Origin of the sequence: Wujia chipingensis, assembly GCF_014337155.1 — a bacterium.
GTDB classification, from domain to species: Bacteria; Bacillota; Clostridia; order Lachnospirales; family Lachnospiraceae; genus Coprococcus_C; species Coprococcus_C hominis.
The window spans coordinates 574,683-595,782 of record NZ_CP060632.1 but is presented as its reverse complement, the minus strand read 5'-3'; the positions used below and the strand labels follow the sequence as shown (position 1 = coordinate 595,782).

Here is a 21,100-nt window from a genome sequence, read left to right as displayed (position 1 = left end):
TTATTCAATCATCTCTTCATAGACAGGAGCTATCTCATCGATATCTCCAAATGCTTTCATTTCCCCATGCTCCAGGATCATGGCCTTGTTGCAGATACGTTTCACCTGGTCCAGATTATGCGATACAAAAAGCACCGTCACACCGGTATCCATCATATCGACCAGCTTCTTCTCGCTCTTCTTACGGAATTTCGCATCTCCAACCGACAGCACTTCATCCAGGATCAGAATGTCCGGACGCACCACGGTCGCAATCGAGAATCCAAGTCTCGCCTTCATACCAGAGGAATAGTTCTTCAGCGGCACATCTATAAACTTGCCAAGCTCGGAGAACTCCACGATCTCATCGAATTTTTCTTCCATGAATTTGCGCGAATGTCCAAGCACCGCTCCATAGAGGAAAATATTTTCCGCCCCGGTATACTGCATGTCGAAGCCGGCACCAAGCTCAATCATCGGTGCAAGCACCCCTTGTTTTTCAATCGTTCCCTCTGTCGGTTTGAATACACCTGCAATCACCTTCATCAAGGTTGATTTGCCCGCGCCATTTAACCCTAAGATTCCGACACGGTCACCCTGCTTGACCGAAAAAGTCACATCCTTTAATGCCCAGAACTCCGTGTATGCAATATCATGTTTGACAAGCTTGATAAAATATTCCTTCAGGCTGTCGACCTTTTCCTTATTCAGATGAAACTCCATGCCAACATGGGATAATGTAATTACGTCTTTTCTTGTCTCTTCGCTCACGATATCTCCTCCCATGCCTTACAGATGCAGGATAAACTGATCCTGCTTCTTATTGAATACTGCGATTCCGATCACAATGCAGACAAATGCAAAGGTGAAGGAATAAATCAGCATATGCGCACTCATCGCCCTGCCGAACACACAGTTACGGAAATTGTTGATAATGCAAAACAGCGGATTGAATTTCAAAATCCAGCTTACATTACTATTCAAAATCTTCTTTGGGTAATAGAAAATCGCACAGGTATACATAATCAGCATCAACGCAACGTTCCACAGATATTCCATATCCCGGAAATACACGCCGATCGTCGCAAGTATCATACCCGCACCAATGGACAACAAGAACAGATTGAGCAGCGGTACGATGGCAAGCAGTGTACGCCATGTCGGGAACACGCCCAATACCAGTGCAACAACTGCAAGCACCACAAGCGAAATCAGAAACAAGATGTAGTTAAAACAGATATTCGCAAGCGGATACAGATATTTCGGAACATACACCTTCTTGATCATCGCCTCATTCTGACGGATGGACTTTAAGGCAGACGTCGTTGACTGCGAAAACAGCGTATACATCAGCCGTCCGGTCAGGATATAGACCGGAAATGATTTCTCCTTGTGTCCAAGCAGCGTACCGAATACCAATGTCAATACGATCATCGTAAGCAATGGCTCGATCATCGACCAGACGATTCCGAGATACGATCGTCTGTATTTTAATTTGATTCCTTTTCTGACAAGCTCCGTAAATAAATTGTTATATTGACGAAACTCCTTGATTTTTGTTCCCATATTTTTCCTATTCCCTGTCTACATGATTTCCCGAAGCACCTGTACGGTGTGGGAAAGTCCGGTCTTCATATCGTATTGTGGCACAAAGCCAAGTTCTGTCCGAAGCTTTGTCGTGTCAAGTGTTGCCTTGGTCGCCTTCGAATAGCCTGCCTGCTCCGTTGCATCCGGTAAGTCAAACACGACCTGTTTATCTGCGAGATCCGCGAGCTGCTTTGCCACATCGCGAAGCTTCACATCCGAATCCTTCGAACAGATATTGTATGCCTCACCATCTTTGCCATCTAACATGACAGCAAGGATACCTGCGACACAGTCTGCCACATAGGCATACGAAAATTCCTGTGTTCCTTCGCTCTTTAACACGATATCTTCCTGCTTCACACTCTTTAAGATGAACTGGGACAGTGCTTTTGTATCACTCATCAGCATCGTCGGACCATACACACGGGACAAACGTGGGATTACAACATCCATCTCCATTTGCTTACGGTATGCCTGACACAATGCCTCTCCGGTACGTTTGCTCTCCGGATATCCGGCACGCATCGTGTTGCAGTCGATATAGCCAAGATAGTCCTCTGTGAATTTATCGGTATCTCCACGGTTTTCTCCGTAGATTTCAACCGAAGATAAAAATACAAAACGTTTACAATCCGCTTCCTTTGCATAGTCGAGCAGATACTGGGTTCCAAATACATTTGCGGTGATCGTTCCAATCGGATCACTCGCATAGGCAACCGGGTGAGTGTTGCTCGCCGCATGGATCACATAATCGATCTTCGCTGGCAAAGCCGGATTTCCGACTACCTTCTCATTGATATCCTGCTTAATAAAATGAAACTGTGGACAATCCGCATAGTCCGCGAAACGGGCACGCGCCTTCTCCTCATTTCTGCCTAATATATACACTTGCGTATTTGCCTGATAATGCTTGTCTGCGTACAAAAGTGCATCCACCAAGAAGCTGCCGATCATGCCGGTGCCTCCGGAGATCAGCACCGATGCGTCTGCAAGCTCCTGTACCTCGATCATGCTTGCAACGGCACACACATCCTGCATATAAAGTTCACTGTCATATAAATGCATCGTCGTCTCTCCTACTTTAACCATTTATCCTTCTCTGCGGTCAGATAGCCCTTGAAAATCTCCAGATCATCCTTCGTCGTAAGCTTGATGTTCTTGTCCGAGCCCTTCGCAAAATACAGGCGCTCGCCAAGCTCTACCATCATCGTATTCGTATAAGAAGAACCGTAGATACCGATTTCCTCTGCAAACGCTTTCTCATACGCCCACACAAGCTTATCAAACTTGTATGCCTGTGGTGTCGATACGCGGCGCAGTGTCTCACGTGGAATGTATTTCGTTGTAGATGCCTCATCGTCGATCACAAAGATCTGCTCATTGTAAGGAAGGGACGTAACACCATTTCCAAACTCATTACATTTCGCAATGACATCCTCGAGCACCTCATCGTCGACCAGAGGACGGATACCATCATGAATGATGATGTTATCATCTGCAGAGCAGACATCCTTCAAGTTGTAGACACCATTTCGGATAGATTCCTGTGCGCTGTTTCCACCAGAGATCACCCATTTTACCTTTGTAATATTGAACTGCTTGGCATACGCCCATAACACGTTATGCCATCCGTCGATACAGACAACCTCGATTGCATCGATCAGATCATTTCTCTGAAAACTCTCCAGCGTATAGATCAAAACCGGTTTGTCATATACGTTGATAAACTGCTTCGGGATATCCTGTCCCATTCTCTGTCCGGAGCCTCCGGCAATAATCACTGCTACATTCATGTGCGATACCTTTATCCTTTCTCGTTTTTATCCTTTAATGCGGTCTGCTGATTCTTATCCACGCCTTCCGAGCTTTCCTTGCGGAATACGATACGGAAGGTCAAAAGCAACAATTTCAAATCCAACCAATAGGAGTATTCCTGAATATATGTCAGATCCAGTTTCAATTTATCAATCGGTGTGGTGTTGTATTTTCCATATACCTGTGCATATCCGGTCAGTCCCGCCTTTACCTTCAGACGGAAATCAAAATCCGGTACCGACTCCTCGTATTTCTCGAAGATCTCCGGTCGCTCCGGTCTTGGGCCAACCATCGACATATCGCCGACAAACACATTGAACAGCTGTGGCAGTTCGTCCAGATGGAGATTCCGCAGCACCTTTCCGACTGGTGTGATACGGTCATCATCCTTCTTCGCAAGCTGTGCGCCGTGTGCCTCCGCATCGATCCGCATGCTTCGGAACTTATAGATCATAAACTGCTTTCCGCCGCGTGTCAGCCGCACCTGCCGGTAAAAGACCGGTCCGTGGTCATATGCCTTAATCGCGATCGCAATGATCAGCATGATTGGGGACGCTACAATGATTCCAACCCCGGATATAAACAAATCCGTTGCACGCTTGAAGAAACGCTGATCTGCCTGCAAGCCGATATTTCTTGACAAAAATACCGGAGTATCTACCAGATGCATATCATCCGAACCTTTCATGATAATATCCGTGATCTTCGGAATGACATAGGTACGGATGGAATGCTTAAAGCAATATTTTAATATATTATTTCGGTCTTCTGATGGCAGATCATACAGCACGACGCCTTCGAAATCCAATACATCCTGCTGGATCTTCTCCATACCCTGCTGATAGTTTAATACCTCACAGATCTGATAACGATCACGTCTGGCATTGATCTTAAGAAGGAAATTCTCCGGCGGATAAATACCATAGATCACGATCAGCTTCCGCGGTGGGAAAAACAGCATGTAGATATGCTGGATCAAAATCACCCAGAGCGTCTCAAACACAATCTGTATGATTACCATTATGATAACCGGAAGCACGTTCATATAATCACGCGATACCATGCAGATGAAAATATACGCAACGGCTCCACCGATCACGATTGCAAGTCCATGTGACAGACACAGATCAAGCACGCGCATATAGCTTAATTTATATCCATTGAAGCTTTTGGTGATCAGAAACAGAAAGACGGCATACAACCCGATCACGACATAATTTCCCCGAAAGAATAACGGATTGTGATACTCTCCAAACCAGATCACGCCAAATGATACTGCCTCAAATACCCATATGATCAAATTCGCAAGCAAACTCAATGCTCTTCTTCGTTGTTCTTCTAAGTACATAGTTCCTCTTTTACAAATAAGCTGCGCTCATTTGTCTCTTTCCAAAAACACGACAGTCGCACCGGAGACATAAACTATGTTCCGATGCGACACCCCGCTTTTTATTTAAATTGCTGGATCGGTCGGGTCCCACGTCTGGCTGCCCGGTATCTTCTGCAATGCCGGCTTACCGAGTGGTCCTGGATCACTGGAATTATAGATCGTAATCTTTGTGCCTCTTGGACAATTATCAAATATCCACTTTGCGTCAATAACCTGTAACCGGACGCATCCATGCGATACACGTTTTCCGAGGTTGTTATAGCTGCTTGGAATCAGTGTGCGCGGATTCGTCTTATTATATAACACCGAATGGAATAAGAAATCACCCTGTATCTGAGAACAATACTGTCCCTGTACACCACCCATCAGTGCATTCCAACGCCATTTACCAGCCAGATAGAAGGTTCCAACCGGAGTGGCGTCACCCGGCGAACAGGTCATTGCCTTGATTGGCACGCCATCCTTATAGATCGTGATGCAGCTCTCCTGCTTGTTTACACGAATCTCATATGTATCCTTCGTAATCGCTGGTGGTTCAATATAAACATACGGCTTCGCCGTTGCCCCCGGTGCCTTTCCGCCCTTTTTGACGAGCTGGATCTGGATTGCCTCCATCCGTTTTCCACCATTGGTTGTACCTGCCATCTGTCCATTTTTCGCCCAGTCAAGCCAGCCGAGTGACTGACAATGGACACGATAATAAATATCGTAATATGCCGTGATATCGCCGGTCAGATGCATGCAGATGGCCTCGATCCGCTTCGACTGACCTGTCGTACCACTCACACCGTTGTTCGAAACATCCTTTGTCCAGCCAAGGGACTGCACATGGGTATTATAGACGATACCGCCTGTTACACCCTGTGTCTTTAAATCAATCTTGATCGCTTCGAGACGTTTACCCTTTCCAGTAGTACCCGCGATTGTTCCACCTGGCACTGTATTCATCCAGCCATAAGACTGTGCATGTACCTGATAATTTACTGTGGCAGCCGGCGTTACCGATGGTTTCTGGATCAGCTTGATTTCGATTGCTTCAAGACGTTTTCCCTGTCCAACTGTGCCAGCTGTATCGCCGCCTTTTGTCCATGAGCTCCAGCCATACGTCTGCATATGTACACGGTATAATACCTCATAGCGATTTGCAAGTTCACCCGTCAGTTCCATCCGGATTGCTTCCATACGCTTTGACTTTCCAACCGTTCCTGTATACTGTCCTTTGTCTGCAAGACTTCTTGGTGATGCTCCGTTCGTATCAGCATCCACCCAGTTCATCCAGCCATAAGTTTGCACATGTGCCTGATAGCGAAGTCCGCCTGCATAAGATGTCCCATTCTGTTTTAAAGAAATCGCAATTGCTTCGAGACGTTTCCCCTGCCCGGTCGTACCTGCCGTCTTACCATTCTGAGCTGGATTCATCCAGCCGTAACTCTGTGCATGTACACTATATGATACTGTCGGCATCGCCTCCGCTGCCTGTGTGGTATTCGTTGGCAATACGATCACACTGAGCAGCATCACAAGCGATAATAAAAATGCTCCTATTTTTTTCATAATCCTGTACGCGTCCTTGAAAGCCCGCTTCTCCTTCACTTGATTTTTGTAAATCACATAATTGACATTTATTATATATAATTTTCCTGTTCTTGTCACGAACTTTCTATTACATTCTGTTTTACTGGATTGTTACACGGATCTCTGCAACCTTTCCATCACGGATACGCTGTGCTGCTTCCCCGGATACAGTTGCTGCCTCACAGGACTCTATACTTCCATCAGCCGCCACAAGTTCGTACTTTGTAACTGCATACTGTCCCGGAATTAGATCCCGCTTGCTGCCACAGTCATATACAACCTTGATCTTGCCAAACAACGTTGTCTCTACCTTGCCGTCATCCTTCACAAGATATGCCGGGATTGCCGGTGCAAGCTTAAATGTAAGTGTACCATTCTGCATTGTAAATAACTTCTCGCCGTTCATCATAAGCTCCCACATCTGTAAGAACTCTGCAGTTGAACCACTCAGTCTTGCGACAAAGCCCTTTCCGTGGATCTTCTCATTGAAGTTTGCAGAGCTTACTAAGAAGGATGAATTCTCGAGCGGACTTCTGCCGTATGTCTCATAAGGCAGGAATGGAACGCCCATCTTCTTTAAGTCTGCGAAATACTCTTCATACAGTCCGGACTTCAACAGTTCCAGTAAATATTTGTACTCCATATGCAGCCAGATGGATTCGTTCTCCAGCCAGCCTGGGGAGAATGCACGCGCACGTCCAATCTCGTAAGAGCATTTTGTAAGTGGTGCATTTACCTTGTACATATCAAGCTTCTTGTCATACATATCTGAAGCCTTTACCTTCTCATAAAGTGCTTCCTTCGCCGCATGTGTCTGTGGCAGCTTCAGGTAACGAACCGGTCCCTCTAAGAACAACGGGATATCAACCACCTGCAGATTCTCCGGTGTGATCACGCCGTCCTTTTCTGTGTAATCCGACATGCTGTATGCCATATAAGCCGGTGCAATGCCATCTTTCATCGCACAACCAAGTTCAATTCCTTCCTCTACATATGCGATCATGCGGTCAAGAGTTGCAATAAGCGTTGCAGCCGGAATCGTCTCTTCTTTTCCATCAATGCCAAATGCGGTCTTCTCACGATATGCTTCCTTTGCGATATTCACTGCATTCCATACTGCCAGACGGTCACCGCCCTTTGTATAATTCTTAAGTGCTGCATCTGTCTTTTCAATCAGCTCGGCAAGCTCTGCAGGAACGTCTACCGCACGGTCAAACTTCGCAAGCTCCTCACGCAGGAACAATAACATCCGCTGTAATTCGTATGTCTCGCAGACAGAAGAACCGAATAATCCCGGCAGACCATTTAACGCGTCATACCAGCCCGGCTTTCCACCTTCCATCTCGACACCGATGCCCTTCATATCGAGTGCATCGAACTTGAGTGTACTCATCAGCACAAGCTTCGTTGCAAGATTTGAAGTATAAACGTCACCCTTTCCATACGCTGTACGCGCCTTGTCAAATGTTACCTCTGCCTTCTTCTCCTCGTCGATCGAGTTGTACTGTCTGACACCCTTGTCTGTCTTGACATAACGCTTCACACGTGGAAGAACCGTTGCCTTTGACTCATAGTAGGTGTAATCCTTCTCATCAAAGAGCATCGTCTCTTCCTTCTCCGGATAGACAGACAGATATGCATCCACAAGATCGAGATTGTATGTCCAGTGGTCACTCCAGTAGCCCTCACCGAAATCTGCATTCAGATTCTCAACGCTGTGTTCCATCACTACGGCGAAGAACTTGTCTTCCTCAACGGTAAGTCCAACCTTCTTGTTGTAGATCTGCGCATATAATTTACCCGGTGTAAATGGTTTTGCAAACAAGTTTTTCAGAACATCCGCATTCTCAGTTACATAGGAGAGCACTTCTGCTTCTGTCTCCGGCTTTAATGAATATGTAATCTGCTTTACCTGCAATGGATTGTAGCCATCCAACTGCAGCAGATCGTAAAATACTTTGATATTGTAATCGCCGACGAAGTTCGCAAAATAGATATCGCTTCGACGGTTCTGGTTTACATCACGGAAGTTTCCATTTCCCTGTGAATAATATTCCGGAAGCATGGAGAAGAAATTGTAATCACGCTCCACATCGCCGTGCTTTCTGGAATATACATAGAAGATATGTCCGCCCGGAAGCTTCACCGGATATCCGCCACGCAGGACGTTATCAATGTATGTCTGCTTGCAGTACGCATCGAAGACAGGATCTGCTGTTGTCGTTGCAATCGTGTCTGCAAGTTCATTGATGATCGCATCATTTTCTTCATGCTTTCTGGCAAAATATGCTGCATCCAAGCCCGCATTTGCAAATGTATGGAACAGCTCCTTCGTACCTGCCTGTCCGTATACAGAGTAGATCGTGTGGCTATCTGTAATCTCCTCATGTGAACATGCAAAGCCTGCCGGTACCTGATTGGCGCAAAGCTGATGCTCTGCTGCAAGTGCAAGTACCTCTGTCTGAAAGAATTTCACTGGCTTTGCCAGACTTGTATCGTAATCAAAGATCAGCTCCGGATCTGCGATGATCGGAAGTTTTTCGCCGTTCTTATTGACAGATACCATGAAGTTTCCTGCCTCTACCTCGGAAACTTCTGCCGCATCGGCAAGTGCGATACGCACACGGTAATATGGGAGCTTCTCGTTTACATCCTCGACCTGCATCCAAGCCTTTGTCGTCTGTGCCGTCTCCTTCATATCCTTTAATGCGATACCATACGGAAGCAGCGCTGGCATACCATCTAACACTTCCACGTCCTTCTTCGCACCAGCGAGATTCGTGATCGTCACAGTACGAACCAGACCGCCGAGACGCTCGTTTGGCATTGTGTAATACAAGACGTTTACTTTGATGCCAAGTGCTTCATTTGTCTCTTCAATCTCCAGCTCGTTCATACCGATGTACATCTTGTGTGGCATATCGTCGTCCACAAACGGCTCGTAGAATGTTCCGTCTACCTTCAGGAACGTGCGGAAGCCCATCGTCTTTGTAAACTGGTAGGACTGATGTGCCGGATAAAATTCCATGATGGAATGATCTTTGTTCTCTGAGCCGAAGCTGCAGATTGCCTGTCCACGGTTAACGTAGAAGTTCCAGAGCGGGGTTCCGTGGATACCGCTGATGCCTGGGAGGAAGCTTGCGAAACAGGACTGTTTGTTGTAGTTTTCTATTACAAAGCGGTTCTTATTGTCAAACATATTTTTCCCTTTCTAAATCGTACGGATAATTGTGGTTCTGTGTTTCAACGAATAATGAATATTACATTTCTACGCAGACGCGCTCTCGCTCACTTCCACACGCAGCAGACACTAAACTCCCTGTGTCTTCATTCTTCAGACACAGCTCGTTAAGTGCTGGCGTGTTCCAATGGTCTGCTTAAGAAACTGTAATATTCATTATTCGATATTCATGTTCCCACAATTATCCTGTATTATTTATAAATATCTGTTATCCTTGTATTCAGACGCTTGTTATTACTTTGCCGCGTTTGCCAATTCTACCAGCTGATTCTTGCCGAGTGGCAGGATTGGGGAGTTGTCGTCGCAAGTGTCGCGGTTTTCTACGATCACGACTTCGCCGTCTGTATCCATGATATGGTTATGCCATGTGCCCTTCTTGATGTTGTAGATCTTGTGCGGCTCCATGTGTACGGCTGTAATCTTGCCCGGCTTGTCACCCTCACCTGCAAGGAACAATGTGCAATGTCCCTGTACCAGTACGAATACCTCATCCGTATACAAATGCTTCTGCATTGTCTTTACATTCTCGATCAGCAGGTCGTCGCAGAACTTTAAGACTGCGACTCTCCAGCTTTCGTAATCCACAAGTGGTTTGTAGCCTTCCGGCTGAAAATCTATAATTTCAATTCCTTCCATAATTGGTTCCTCCTTAAGCAAGTGTTACTTCGATTGTGTGCTGTGCATCCTTGGAAAGTGCCTCGATATTTGCACGCTTGATCACTGGTGTTCCGGCAAAGTCGTAAGCTGCGCCATCGATTGTGATTGCGCTCACCTTGTAATCAGCCGGCGCCTTCTTCTCTGCATTCTTCATAACGATCTTGACATTTCTGTCTGCAAAGATCATCGAAAGTCCTGCTTCCCCATTTGCATCAAACTGCTCCGGCAGAAGCTGTGGCACAAACGCCAGGTCTCCCATCTGTCCACGCACACCAAACATCTGTGTGATCACCGTTACAAGCAGCCAGCTTGCAGCACCGGTCAGATAGTGGTACACGCCACGTCCCTTGGCATCCACATACTCCGGCACACCCGGATAGATGCGGCTCTTCTCGACATCGTTGCAGTGCTCAAATAATGTATTAAATACTTTATACGCTTCCTTCGCGAAGCCTCTTTGATAAAGTGCATTTCCAAACATCGTTGCCATGTGACAGAACACGGCACCATTTTCCTTGTGGCCATACGCGAATCCAAACATACGTCCAAGATCCATCTTCACCTCATGGAAATCGGTGTTCAAACGGTAACCGCCAACAGAAGCATCGTACAGATACTTATCTGCGGATTTCACGATCTGGGCCACCTGTTCGTTGGTTGCTGTCTTCGACATGATCGTAAATACCTGTGAGGTAAGCATCATACGGACACCGCCATTGATATCGCCCTCAACCGCCTTGCCGGAGTTATCATAATAACCGTTGAAGAAGCCATCGCCCTCTGCAGTCTGTACCCACTCGGTCTTGCGGATGTGCTCACGCATCCAGTCTGCCTTCCCCTTGAGGTTTGCAGCAAGCTCTGATACAGAGATCTCTACCTTCTCACCGGATAATGTATGTCTGCATGTCTCGCAGTAATTCATCAGTACTTCACGCTTCTTCGCTACGTCGTCATACAGATCTGCACCGGATACAAGAAGCTGCTGCATCTCCTTTGCGATCTTCACGGTCTTTTTGCCGGATGCCTCGAATGCTGCAAGCAGTCCTGCGATGTGATCCATATTGTCTGCGTACATCGTTGTAAATGCCACGCTCTCACCACGCTGTGCTGCCATATCGAGTGCATCGTTCCAGTCTGCACCACGCAGGCGGATCTCATTGTGATCTCCGACATCGTAGAAGGAAGACAGATTCTGAATCAGCAGATGCTCTAACAATGTTCCGGAGTATACATTTCCTGCTGCATCCTTCTGCTTTTCACCCTGTGAGATATCCCAGTCTGTATCGCGGTCCTCGCCACGACAGATCAGAAGATCCTTGAAATATGTATTTTCTTCTAACAGGATATCCAAATCTCCTGTCTGATTGATATAAAGCTCGGTTGTCAGATATGGCCATACGCCGTGATCCATCCATACACGCGCGATACCATTACGGTCAGCGATAAATTCGCCCTGCTTGCTTCCAATGATTGTTGCATTTGTACCATCGAGACGCACACCACCGAAGTTGTCGATCAGCATCTGACGCACGCCATCCGGATTCATGATAAGAAGTGCCAGACAATCCTGCCACAGGTCACGCCATCCACGGCCGCCCTTACCATAATCATGATGTGGAAGGAACGAACATCCATAGATCCGACGCAGCATTGGCTGGAAGCTTACCCACTTCATCCACTGGTCGAAATCCTTGTTGCCTGTGTGGTAAGAGACATTGACCTTCTCCTGCCAGTATGCGATTGTCTCATCCCATGCCTTGTCAAACGCCTTGACACTCAGGAACTTATTTGCAGCTGCTGTAAGCTCTTCTGCGCTGTCGCCATAACCCATTGCGATCACATAGGAGATTGTCTCACCGGCAGCCACCTTCTTCTCTGCAAATACAACACCGCCCAATGCTTCGTAGCCGTCGATGCCTTCGCCCTTTGCATATGGCGCAAGTGGATTCTTATAAAGTGCACGTGGGTTCTCCAGATTACCGCCCTCGCCAATGAAATCCTCTACGATTGGATAATAGCCGATCGGTGTCTCGTTCTCATTTCCACCGAACACACCATAGTTGATCTCGTTGCGCTTATGTCCACGCTCGTCAAATGTCATCGTCGGCTTTACAAGAATGCCTGTCTCATTGGTTGTAATGCGATGAAGCAGAGCCGTTACGTGACGGTGGTCACGGATGTTATCTGCGGATCTTGCATAAAGTGGAATCGCAGTCACGACCTGCATTGTCATTTCTTCCTCCGAAATATTTGTAAGCTCTACCTTCAGAAGCTCCAGCTTCTCACCGCTGATTGGTGACACGCTGGAAAGCGCTGCCTTCACACCGTTCTTCTCAGATGTACGTGTGATCTTGTGATGCATGAAGCCTGCCTCCAAATAGGTTGGTTCCTTGTCCTCTGTAAAAAGCTCTGCCTGCTGGGCAGCGGAACGCCCAGTCAATGACCAGAGTGTCTTGCCATTGATCTTGCACCATACATTTCTGGATGACTTGTCATTGTGCAGATTCTCACAGCTCACCGGTGGCATAAGGAATGAATTCTGACTCATCTTCGAGTCGCCTGCGAGATCGGGTGCAACCGAACTCATAACCCCTGATTCATTTGCGATTGGAAAATAAAGATAACTAAGCATCTCTGGATTCTCCATAGTAAAGTCGCCCTGATTTCCTACATAATTAATCTTCATTTCAACACTCCTTTTTATTAAAATTCTTATATTATTTTATTGTTTTAGAGGTTGTCTGACAGTCTCTGCAAACAACCAGATGCGCGCAATCACGCACATTACAATTATATCGTATTTTTCCACATAAGAAAAGAGACGTCTATCATTTACGTCTCTTTTTTTAGTAAAATTTTACTCATCATTTGCATTTTTATTTTCGGTTGGCAGGTTCCATCTGTTCCCGCCAAAAAAGTCTGCCTCCGAAGCATCGTGTGTCACCAGAAATGTTGTCTTCCCTGCAGTCTTCTCCTTCACATACTGCATCACGATCTGCTTCGTCGTGGCATCCAATCCTTTAAATGGTTCATCTAAGATCACACAGTCCGCATCGTACAACAATGCCCGGAGCAGGGCGATCCGCCGCCGCATGCCACCACTTAGTTTCATGACGTTCTGTTTTAAGTCATCCGCCGTGATACCAACCTGTGCTGCCTCCTGTTCTATCCTGCACTTCTGCGCGTCCCTTTGTGCATGCGTCTTCTTACGTTCCAGCACAAGGGCAATATTCTCATAGGCTGAAACATCCTCGCACAACCGGTCTTCCTGAAACAATACAGCTACCCGCTCTGGCATGCCAGTTACTTCGCCGCTGTCCGCCTTTTCTAATCCTAACAGAATCCGAAGCAGGGTTGTCTTGCCACAGCCCGACGCGCCCATGATCACGGTCGTCTCTCCCGATGGGAACTCTTTCGAGATATGGTTTAACACCTGCTTATCACCATACGCTTTCGATACATTTTTTATTCTAATATCCTGCATCCGTATCCTCCATAAAACGTGAGCACGGATTAAGCAGCCTCGACAGTCCTGCCAGAAATACCTTCTCCGCCACCACGCTGATTACCACAATGATCACCGTCCACGCAAGCAGGTCGTCGGTATCAAGGTATATTTTTGCTGTATAAAGCATCTTGCCGATCGAACCGTTCGGCACGCCGATGATCTCTGCGGCGATACCTGCCTTCCATGCCATACCGGTTGTCACACGGCAGGCAGAAAGAAGAAACGGGCGAAGCTTCGGCAGCTCGATATAGCGGAAGCGTTTGCGCCATGGCAGCTGAAAGACTGTTGCGACCTCCTGCATCTCCCGGTTTTCTGCACGTAGTCCCTCTAAGACATTCTGATATATGATCGGAATTACGATCAGGAACGATATGAATACCGACAGATTCCGGGCGGACAGCCAGATCAGACAGATCACGACGAACGATGCCACCGGCACACTTTTGATCGTCGCCATCCACGGCCACAGCAAGGTCTCTACAACCGGGTGCTTCGCCGCCAGATAAGCAAGCATGCAGCCCAGAATCAACCCAAGCAAAAAACCGCCTGCAATATGGTAGAACGAGAACCATATCGCACGCGCAAAGCCCTCCACCCGCCAGATCGTGCAAAGCCGTCTTGCAACTGCAACCGGTGTCACAAGCAGGATCCGCTGGTGGATGAGAAGTGCTGCAATTTCCCAAAAAGTGAGTGCAAGCAACGCTGCACCCACTTTCTTTAATACTTCTTTATAGTTCATATTTACAATCCATAATAAAAATCATCGGCTGGGAGTGTACCGCCAACTGCCTGTGGGTTCTCGTCAAAGAGAATCTGCAGATATCCGCTGACACTGTCCTTCATTTCCTGTCCCTTCAGGAATGTGATATGGCATTTCGGAATCGCCTTCTCTGCGAGCGGCGCCTTCGCCACGATACCATATCCGGCGATCAGCTCTGCCGCATCGGCTGCATTGTCATTTGTATAAGCAACGGAAGCCTCATACTCTGAAAGGAACGTCTCAACTGCCTGTGGATGCTCCTTCACGAAATCTGTCCGGGCAACAACCACACCAGTCACGATATCACAATCCTCGATCTCTGTCCATGCATCATTTAAGTCGATTGCAACGCGCAAGCCGTCAACCTGTCCCATTGCGGCTGTCGCAAATGGCTGTGGTAACATAGCGATCGCTTCAGAATCATTTGCAATATAAGACAGTGCTTCCGTTGTATCTGCACACCACTGGATCGTAAGACCACTATCCGGATCAATGCCATTTTGCTTCAAAATATGGCGCAGTGTGTATTCTGGTGTTGCACCCTGTCCGGTTGCATACAGTTTCTTGCCTGCCAGATCCTTAATGCTCTGTACGCTGTCTCCACGCTCCACGATGTTCAGGACTCCCAGTGTGTTAACTGCAAGGATCTGCACGCCACCGTTCGTATTGTTATAGATCACAGAAGCCAGATTCGATGGAACCGCTGCAATGTCAATGTCACCCTTTGTAAGCGGTGCCACAAATGTAGATGGATCGGTGGATAGATCTGCGAACTCATATGTGCCCTTTGCAGTCCCATCTTCGGCATCCTTCATCAGCTTGACCATGCCCATTGCGGTCGGACCAGACATCGCTCCAACACGAACTGTCACATTATCCGTTTCCTCTTTCTTGCCACACCCTGCCAAAAGTGCGCAGAACATAGAAAGAGCCAGCAACAAAGCAAATACTTTCTTCACTGCCGGTCTCTTCTTTACATTTCGTCTCATCTCGTTCATAGATTTGCTCTCCTTTAATTAGTTAAATATGTATTAGATCTTAGCTGTGTTGCATTTCGCAGTCACACCATCGATCATCCCTAATTTGCCGGAAAGCGCACTGGTACACGACATCGGCGCATCCATAACGACGGATATGATAGAAACACCCTTCTTCTCATACGGAAGTCCCATACGGCCGATGATATAGTCTGCATATTCATGCAGAACCGCATTCACCTTCGCCGCCTGATCTCTCTCATATACGATAATACTGATTACGGAAATTCGCTTATCCATAGTACCCTCTTTTATTACTCGCCTTTCCACGCGGGACGAACCCTTGTGCGTCAGAACGAAATGAAACAACTTTAATCTTCTTCAATATGCTCGCAACCCTGTGCGATAATTGTGCGGACATGTTCATCCGCCAGAGAATAGAAAATGGATTTTCCTTCTCTCCGGTTCTTTACCAGTTTATTCTGCTTCAAGATACGAAGCTGATGTGAGATTGCGGACTGTGTCATGCCAAGTGCTTCCGCCAGATCACACACGCACACCTCTGCCTCGAATAATACGAACAAAATCCGTATTCTCGTCGAATCGCCGAACACCTTGAAGAGCTCTGCCAGATCATACAATTCTGTCTCACTTGGCAGCTTCTCATTCACAATCTTCAGCAGATCCTTGTGTACCTCGTGACTCTCACAACATTCAATCATTTTCTGTGTCTGTGCCATAGTATCCTCATTTCACACTAAAGTTTCTTTACAAACAATGTACGGATCGCATTTAACACTGCCAGTATCATAACTCCGACATCTGCAAAAATGGCAAACCACATATTTGCAATACCAAGTGCGCCGAGTACCAGACAGATTACTTTAATACCAATCGCGAAATAAATATTCTCATATACGATACGGATACATTTTCTTGAGATCCGGATCGCCTTCGAGATCTTCAGTGGATCGTCGTCCATCAATACGATGTCGGCAGCTTCGATTGCTGCGTCGGAACCAAGCGCGCCCATCGCAATACCGATATCGGCACGTGAGAGAACTGGTGCGTCGTTGATTCCATCACCCACAAATGCAAGTTTATCCTTTTCCGACTTTTTCGTCAAGAGTTCTTCGACCTTTTCTACCTTATCGCCCGGAAGCAGTTCACTGCATACCTCATCGATTCCAAGCTGTGCGGCTACATGATCTGCCACATTCTTGGCATCACCGGTCAACATAACGGTCTTCTCAATACCGGATTTCTTCAGTGCGGCGATTGCCTCTGCCGCATGCTCCTTGATCACATCGGAGATCAGGATATGACCGGCGTATTTGCCATCAATCGCTACATGTACGATCGTTCCAACATGGCTGCAGTCGTGATACTCGATACCGAGCTTCTTCATAAGCTTTGCATTTCCAGCTGCAACAACCTTTCCGTCCACCTTTGCTGTCAGACCATGACCACCGATCTCCTCCACGTCACTGACGCGGTTCTTATCGATCGGCTTGCCATACGCACGCTGTAAGCTCTTGCTGATTGGATGGGTGGAATAGCTCTCTGCAAGGGCTGCATACTCAAGCAGCTCCTCATCCTTATATGGACTGTGGTGGATACCATTTACCTCAAATACACCCTTCGTCATCGTACCGGTCTTATCAAATACGACGATCTTCGTCTGCGACAATGTCTCTAAGAAGCTTGAGCCTTTGACAAGGACACCTTCCCGGCTCGCGCCACCGATTCCTGCAAAGAAGCTAAGCGGAATACTGATTACCAGTGCACATGGACAACTGATTACAAGGAATGTCAGGGCACGATATACCCAGTCGCCCCATTCCGGTGCAAGCCCCATAAATGCCATCCGCACGATCGGCGGTAAGATGGCAAGTGCCAGAGCACCATAGCAGACTGCCGGTGTATAGATCTTCGCAAACTTCGAGATAAAGTTCTCGGAACGTGATTTTCTGGAGCTTGCATTCTCTACCAGTTCCAAAATCTTCGATACCGTCGACTCGCCGAATTCCTTCGTCGTACGGATCTTCAAAAGTCCGGTCATGTTGATACATCCGCTGATGATCTCATCATCCACGCTAACTTCCCGCGGTACGCTCTCACCCGTCAGTGCACTTGTATTTAAGGACGATGTTCCCTCGACAACAACACCATCGATTGGCACCTTCTCACCCGGCTGTACAACGATAACCGTACCGATCTCAATCTCATCCGGATCAACCTGCTCAAGCTCTCCGTCCTTCTCTACATTTGCATAGTCCGGGCGGATATCCATCAGATCACTGATGTTCCGGCGGCTCTTACCAACGGCGTAGCTCTGGAACAGCTCTCCAATCTGATAGAAGAGCATAACCGCAGTGCCTTCCTTGTAATCACCGAGTGCGATCGCACCGATGGTGGCAACTGCCATCAGGAAATTCTCATCGAAAATCTGCCGGTTCAAAATTCCCTTTCCTGCCTTCTTCAGGATGTCATATCCGATTACCAGATACGGAATCATATACAGTCCGAACCGCACGTATCCTTTCACCGAAATAAACTGCAAAGCGATCACCAATACCGCTGCAATAATGATCCGAACCAATACCTTCTTCTGCTTCTTCGTCATAGCCGTCACTTCCTATCTCTGTCTGCTTCTTCTACTTACTTATGCACACCTGCTGCATCTGTGCAGATCTCTTATAAGAAGATCTCGCAGTCATCCTCTACCTTCTTGCAGTTCTTCAGAACGTCCTTCATAACTGCCTTTGCATCTGCACCTTCTTCAAACTCTACGATCATCTTGAGTGCCATAAAGTTTACAGTCGCGTCCTTGACTCCAGCTGTATTCTTAGCAGCGTCCTCCATCTTATTTGCACAGTTTGCACAATCAACATCAATTTTGTAAGTTTTCTTCATCTTCGTATCTCCTTTTTTCTCGATATCATATGAACAATTATTCATATGTTTTTGTTTATTATAGCATTCCTTTTTCAGATGTCAACTATCAATTTCCATTTTTTCCTGTTTTTTTATCACGCAGATCATTATGACAAGCAGGATCAAAAATGCTGCCAGACTTCCTGCCGCTCCCAGACTGATTCCACGCCCGGATAAATCAAATTTTGCACTCACACCAAGTACAGCTGTCACCGCTAACAGAATTCCGATCAATCCCTCTCCGGCGATCAGTCCGGAAGAAAATAAGATTCCATCCTGCACATACGCCTCATTCTTTTTCCTTTCATAAAACGCGCGCAACAGACCGCCAACCATGATCGCTGTTGACAGATGAATCGGCAGATACAATCCGATAGAAAAAGGAAGCACCGGAATCCCAACGATCTCAACCGCAACTGCGATAAATACGCCGATCAGAATCAGTCCCCACGGCAGATAATCTCCCATCACACCTTCCACAACCAGCTTCATCAATGTTGCCTGCGGTGCCGGAAGCTCCGGATCGCCGAAGCTCCATGCTGCCTGCAACAGATACAGCACACCACCGATTGCAAGTCCGGAAACAACCGCCCCGATCAGCTCTCCAACCTGCTGCTTCCACGGTGTTGCCCCGACGATAAAACCAGTTTTCAAATCCTGCGACGTATCCCCTGCCATTGCCGCGACAATACAGATGACCGTTCCCATTGAGATTGCAACTGTCATTCCTTTTAATCCGGTCTGCCCAGTTAATTTCAGCACAAAGGATGCAAGCAGCAATGTCGCGATTGCCATACCAGATACCGGATTGTTCGAAGAACCGACAAGACCAACCATCCGTGCACTGACGGTTGCAAAGAAAAATCCAAACACGGCAATAAAAAGTGCCATCGGCACAGACAGCCGGATCTGTGGCATCACACACAGGAACAACAGGATTGCCACAATTCCAATGATCACATACCGCATCGGAATATCACGTTCTGTCCGTTCCCTTCCCGTATTCCCATAGCCACGCACTGCCTTACGGAAGGTCGTCACGATCAATGGCAACGTCTTTACAAGGCTGATAATTCCGCCTGCCGCAACTGCTCCGGCTCCAATATAGCGGATATAGTTCCCCCACAATTCCCATGTGGTTAAAGTGCCGATTGCTCTCGTCGCTGGAAACAAGATATTATCCCCACCAACCAGCACGAACGCCGGCATCAGCACGAGCCAGCCAAGTACCGCCCCGCTCAAAAGATACGAAGACACACGCGCGCCGCAGATATATCCAACACCCACCAATGCCGGTAGCACGTCGATACCAAAGCCTGCCCCACGCAGCTTCCGGCTTTCAAAATCGACTTCACTTGGAAACAGCTTCAATCCGTCTGCTAAAAATTTATAGACAGCTGCCGCGAGCAATCCTTTTAATACCTTCTTTGCTTTCGCGCCACCCTCTTCTCCAGCAAGCAGCACCTTCGAACATGCCGTTCCCTCCGGGTATGGCAGGCGGTCATGTTCTTCCACGATCAGCGCGTGGCGAAGCGGCACCATGAAAAGCACCCCAAGCAGACCGCCGCTTATGGCAAGCATCGCGATCGTAAAAAAAGGCGGCATCGCCGTTCCATGCTCCTTAGCCCACATAAACAGTGCCGGAAGCGTAAAGATTGCACCTGCCGCCAGCGATTCTCCGGCGGAGCCGATTGTCTGTACCATGTTATTTTCCAGAATCGAATCCCTCTTTAACAACAGCCGCACAATCCCCATCGAGATCACGGCTGCCGGAATGGATGCGGATACCGTCATACCGACACGCAGCCCCAGATAGGCATTGGCACCACCAAATACAACGGCAAGTAAAATTCCTAAAATAAAAGCTGTCGGTGTAAATTCAGTTGTTTTTTTCATTGTCTGTTTCTCCCTGTTTTTATACTTCTTCACAGATACAGTTTTTCCCATTTTTCCTGCATACATACATTGACTTTTTCCGTCCATCTTATGTATAATTGTAAATAAAAAAAGCGCGAATGGCAGACACATTTCACGACAGAAGGGAGCGTATATTTATGAACAAACAGGTCATTATTTCAATCGGACGAGAGTATGGAAGCGGCGGACATGTAATCGCAGAAATGATCGCCAAGCATTACAATATTCCACTTTATGACAGAAATATTCTCGACGAGCTTTCCAAGGAAACTGGAAATTCTTACGATGTCTATAAGAAATACGACGAAAAGCCAGCAAATCCTTTTATCACCAGAACGGTACTCGGACAGTCAAACTCCGTAGAAAAGATTATTGCAGAAATGCAGTTTAATTTCCTGAAGGAAAAGGCAGAAAGCGGAGAATCCTATGTAGTACTCGGTCGTTGTGCCGAGGACATCTTACAGGATAATGATGGACTGATCTCCATCTTCCTTGTCGGCGACACTGATGTGAAGCAGAAGCGAATCATGGAAGTCAAGCATGTATCCGCAGACGAGGCGCTCACAAAAATGAAACGCCACGATAAAAGCCGGAAGCAGTATCACAATTCCTTCTCCTCTGGCAAATGGGGCGATTCCCGGTACTATGATGTCTGCATCAATACCAGCCGCCTTGGTCTGAAAGCTTCAGCAGAAGAACTGATTCGCTATATCGACGCCAGAGTGGCTGCCATGTAATCTGTTTCATCCGCACAATA

Annotated in this window: 18 protein-coding genes; 1 reads left to right on the top strand and 17 read right to left on the bottom strand. The window is 47.2% G+C overall.

From position 1 onward, the window contains the following. From H9Q76_RS02910 to H9Q76_RS02830, 17 genes are all read right to left on the bottom strand, one after another. Entirely contained in the window at positions 1-702 is a 702-nt protein-coding gene (locus H9Q76_RS02910) for an ABC transporter ATP-binding protein (protein WP_242995418.1), read from the bottom strand. 66 nt (positions 703-768) lie between these two features. Then, positions 769-1,545 carry an ABC transporter permease gene (locus H9Q76_RS02905; RefSeq protein ID WP_021985747.1) on the bottom strand — a complete coding sequence of 259 codons (777 nt, stop codon included), beginning with the start codon at positions 1,543-1,545 and terminating at the stop codon, positions 769-771. Between the two features lie 18 nt (positions 1,546-1,563). Further along, complete coding sequence (locus H9Q76_RS02900) at positions 1,564-2,655, bottom strand: NAD-dependent epimerase/dehydratase family protein (RefSeq protein WP_207738834.1); 1,092 nt, start codon at positions 2,653-2,655, stop codon at positions 1,564-1,566. Beyond that, positions 2,643-3,359 carry an IspD/TarI family cytidylyltransferase gene (locus H9Q76_RS02895; RefSeq protein ID WP_021985749.1) on the bottom strand — a complete coding sequence of 239 codons (717 nt, stop codon included), beginning with the start codon at positions 3,357-3,359 and terminating at the stop codon, positions 2,643-2,645. Before H9Q76_RS02895 ends, H9Q76_RS02900 begins: the two co-directional genes overlap by 13 nt. Positions 3,360-3,370: 11 nt before the next feature. Beyond that, entirely contained in the window at positions 3,371-4,729 is a 1,359-nt protein-coding gene (locus H9Q76_RS02890) for an exopolysaccharide biosynthesis polyprenyl glycosylphosphotransferase (protein ID WP_249321581.1), read from the bottom strand. Between the two features lie 105 nt (positions 4,730-4,834). After that, the gene (locus H9Q76_RS02885) at positions 4,835-6,325 is read right to left on the bottom strand and encodes a L,D-transpeptidase family protein (protein ID WP_249321580.1); all 1,491 of its coding nucleotides are present in this window, start codon (positions 6,323-6,325) and stop codon (positions 4,835-4,837) included. A gap of 121 nt (positions 6,326-6,446) precedes the next feature. After that, positions 6,447-9,545: a hypothetical protein gene (locus H9Q76_RS02880; RefSeq protein ID WP_249321578.1), complete on the bottom strand. Its 3,099-nt coding sequence runs from the start codon at positions 9,543-9,545 to the stop codon at positions 6,447-6,449. 276 nt (positions 9,546-9,821) lie between these two features. After that, positions 9,822-10,223 (bottom strand): hypothetical protein, encoded by a 402-nt coding sequence (locus tag H9Q76_RS02875; RefSeq protein WP_117780769.1) that lies wholly within the window; start codon positions 10,221-10,223, stop codon positions 9,822-9,824. 13 nt (positions 10,224-10,236) lie between these two features. Then, on the bottom strand, positions 10,237-12,930 hold the full coding sequence (locus H9Q76_RS02870) for a GH36-type glycosyl hydrolase domain-containing protein (protein ID WP_118671080.1): 2,694 nt from the start codon (positions 12,928-12,930) through the stop codon (positions 10,237-10,239). A 171-nt stretch (positions 12,931-13,101) separates the two neighbouring features. Further along, positions 13,102-13,728 (bottom strand): ATP-binding cassette domain-containing protein, encoded by a 627-nt coding sequence (locus tag H9Q76_RS02865; RefSeq protein ID WP_249321576.1) that lies wholly within the window; start codon positions 13,726-13,728, stop codon positions 13,102-13,104. Continuing rightward, positions 13,715-14,491, bottom strand: a complete 777-nt coding sequence (locus tag H9Q76_RS02860) for an ABC transporter permease (RefSeq protein WP_249321574.1) — start codon at positions 14,489-14,491, stop codon at positions 13,715-13,717. Before H9Q76_RS02860 ends, H9Q76_RS02865 begins: the two co-directional genes overlap by 14 nt. A 2-nt stretch (positions 14,492-14,493) precedes the next feature. Next, positions 14,494-15,510 (bottom strand): ABC transporter substrate-binding protein, encoded by a 1,017-nt coding sequence (locus H9Q76_RS02855; protein WP_249321572.1) that lies wholly within the window; start codon positions 15,508-15,510, stop codon positions 14,494-14,496. 33 nt (positions 15,511-15,543) lie between these two features. After that, positions 15,544-15,789, bottom strand: a complete 246-nt coding sequence (locus tag H9Q76_RS02850; protein WP_021985758.1) for a TM1266 family iron-only hydrogenase system putative regulator — start codon at positions 15,787-15,789, stop codon at positions 15,544-15,546. Positions 15,790-15,860: 71 nt separating this feature from the next. Further along, on the bottom strand, positions 15,861-16,229 hold the full coding sequence (locus H9Q76_RS02845; RefSeq protein ID WP_021985759.1) for an ArsR/SmtB family transcription factor: 369 nt from the start codon (positions 16,227-16,229) through the stop codon (positions 15,861-15,863). Positions 16,230-16,246: 17 nt separating this feature from the next. Next, complete coding sequence (locus H9Q76_RS02840) at positions 16,247-18,115, bottom strand: heavy metal translocating P-type ATPase (protein WP_118671078.1); 1,869 nt, start codon at positions 18,113-18,115, stop codon at positions 16,247-16,249. Between the two features lie 71 nt (positions 18,116-18,186). Next, a complete protein-coding gene (locus tag H9Q76_RS02835) occupies positions 18,187-18,405 on the bottom strand; it encodes a cation transporter (protein ID WP_117780764.1) in 219 nt (72 codons plus the stop codon). A gap of 81 nt (positions 18,406-18,486) precedes the next feature. Beyond that, a complete protein-coding gene (locus tag H9Q76_RS02830; RefSeq protein ID WP_249321571.1) occupies positions 18,487-20,322 on the bottom strand; it encodes an OPT family oligopeptide transporter in 1,836 nt (611 codons plus the stop codon). Between the two features lie 158 nt (positions 20,323-20,480). On the opposite strand from H9Q76_RS02830, the gene H9Q76_RS02825 reads away from it, so the two are divergent. Continuing rightward, entirely contained in the window at positions 20,481-21,080 is a 600-nt protein-coding gene (locus H9Q76_RS02825) for a cytidylate kinase-like family protein (protein ID WP_227573313.1), read from the top strand. Positions 21,081-21,100 lie beyond the last annotated feature (20 nt).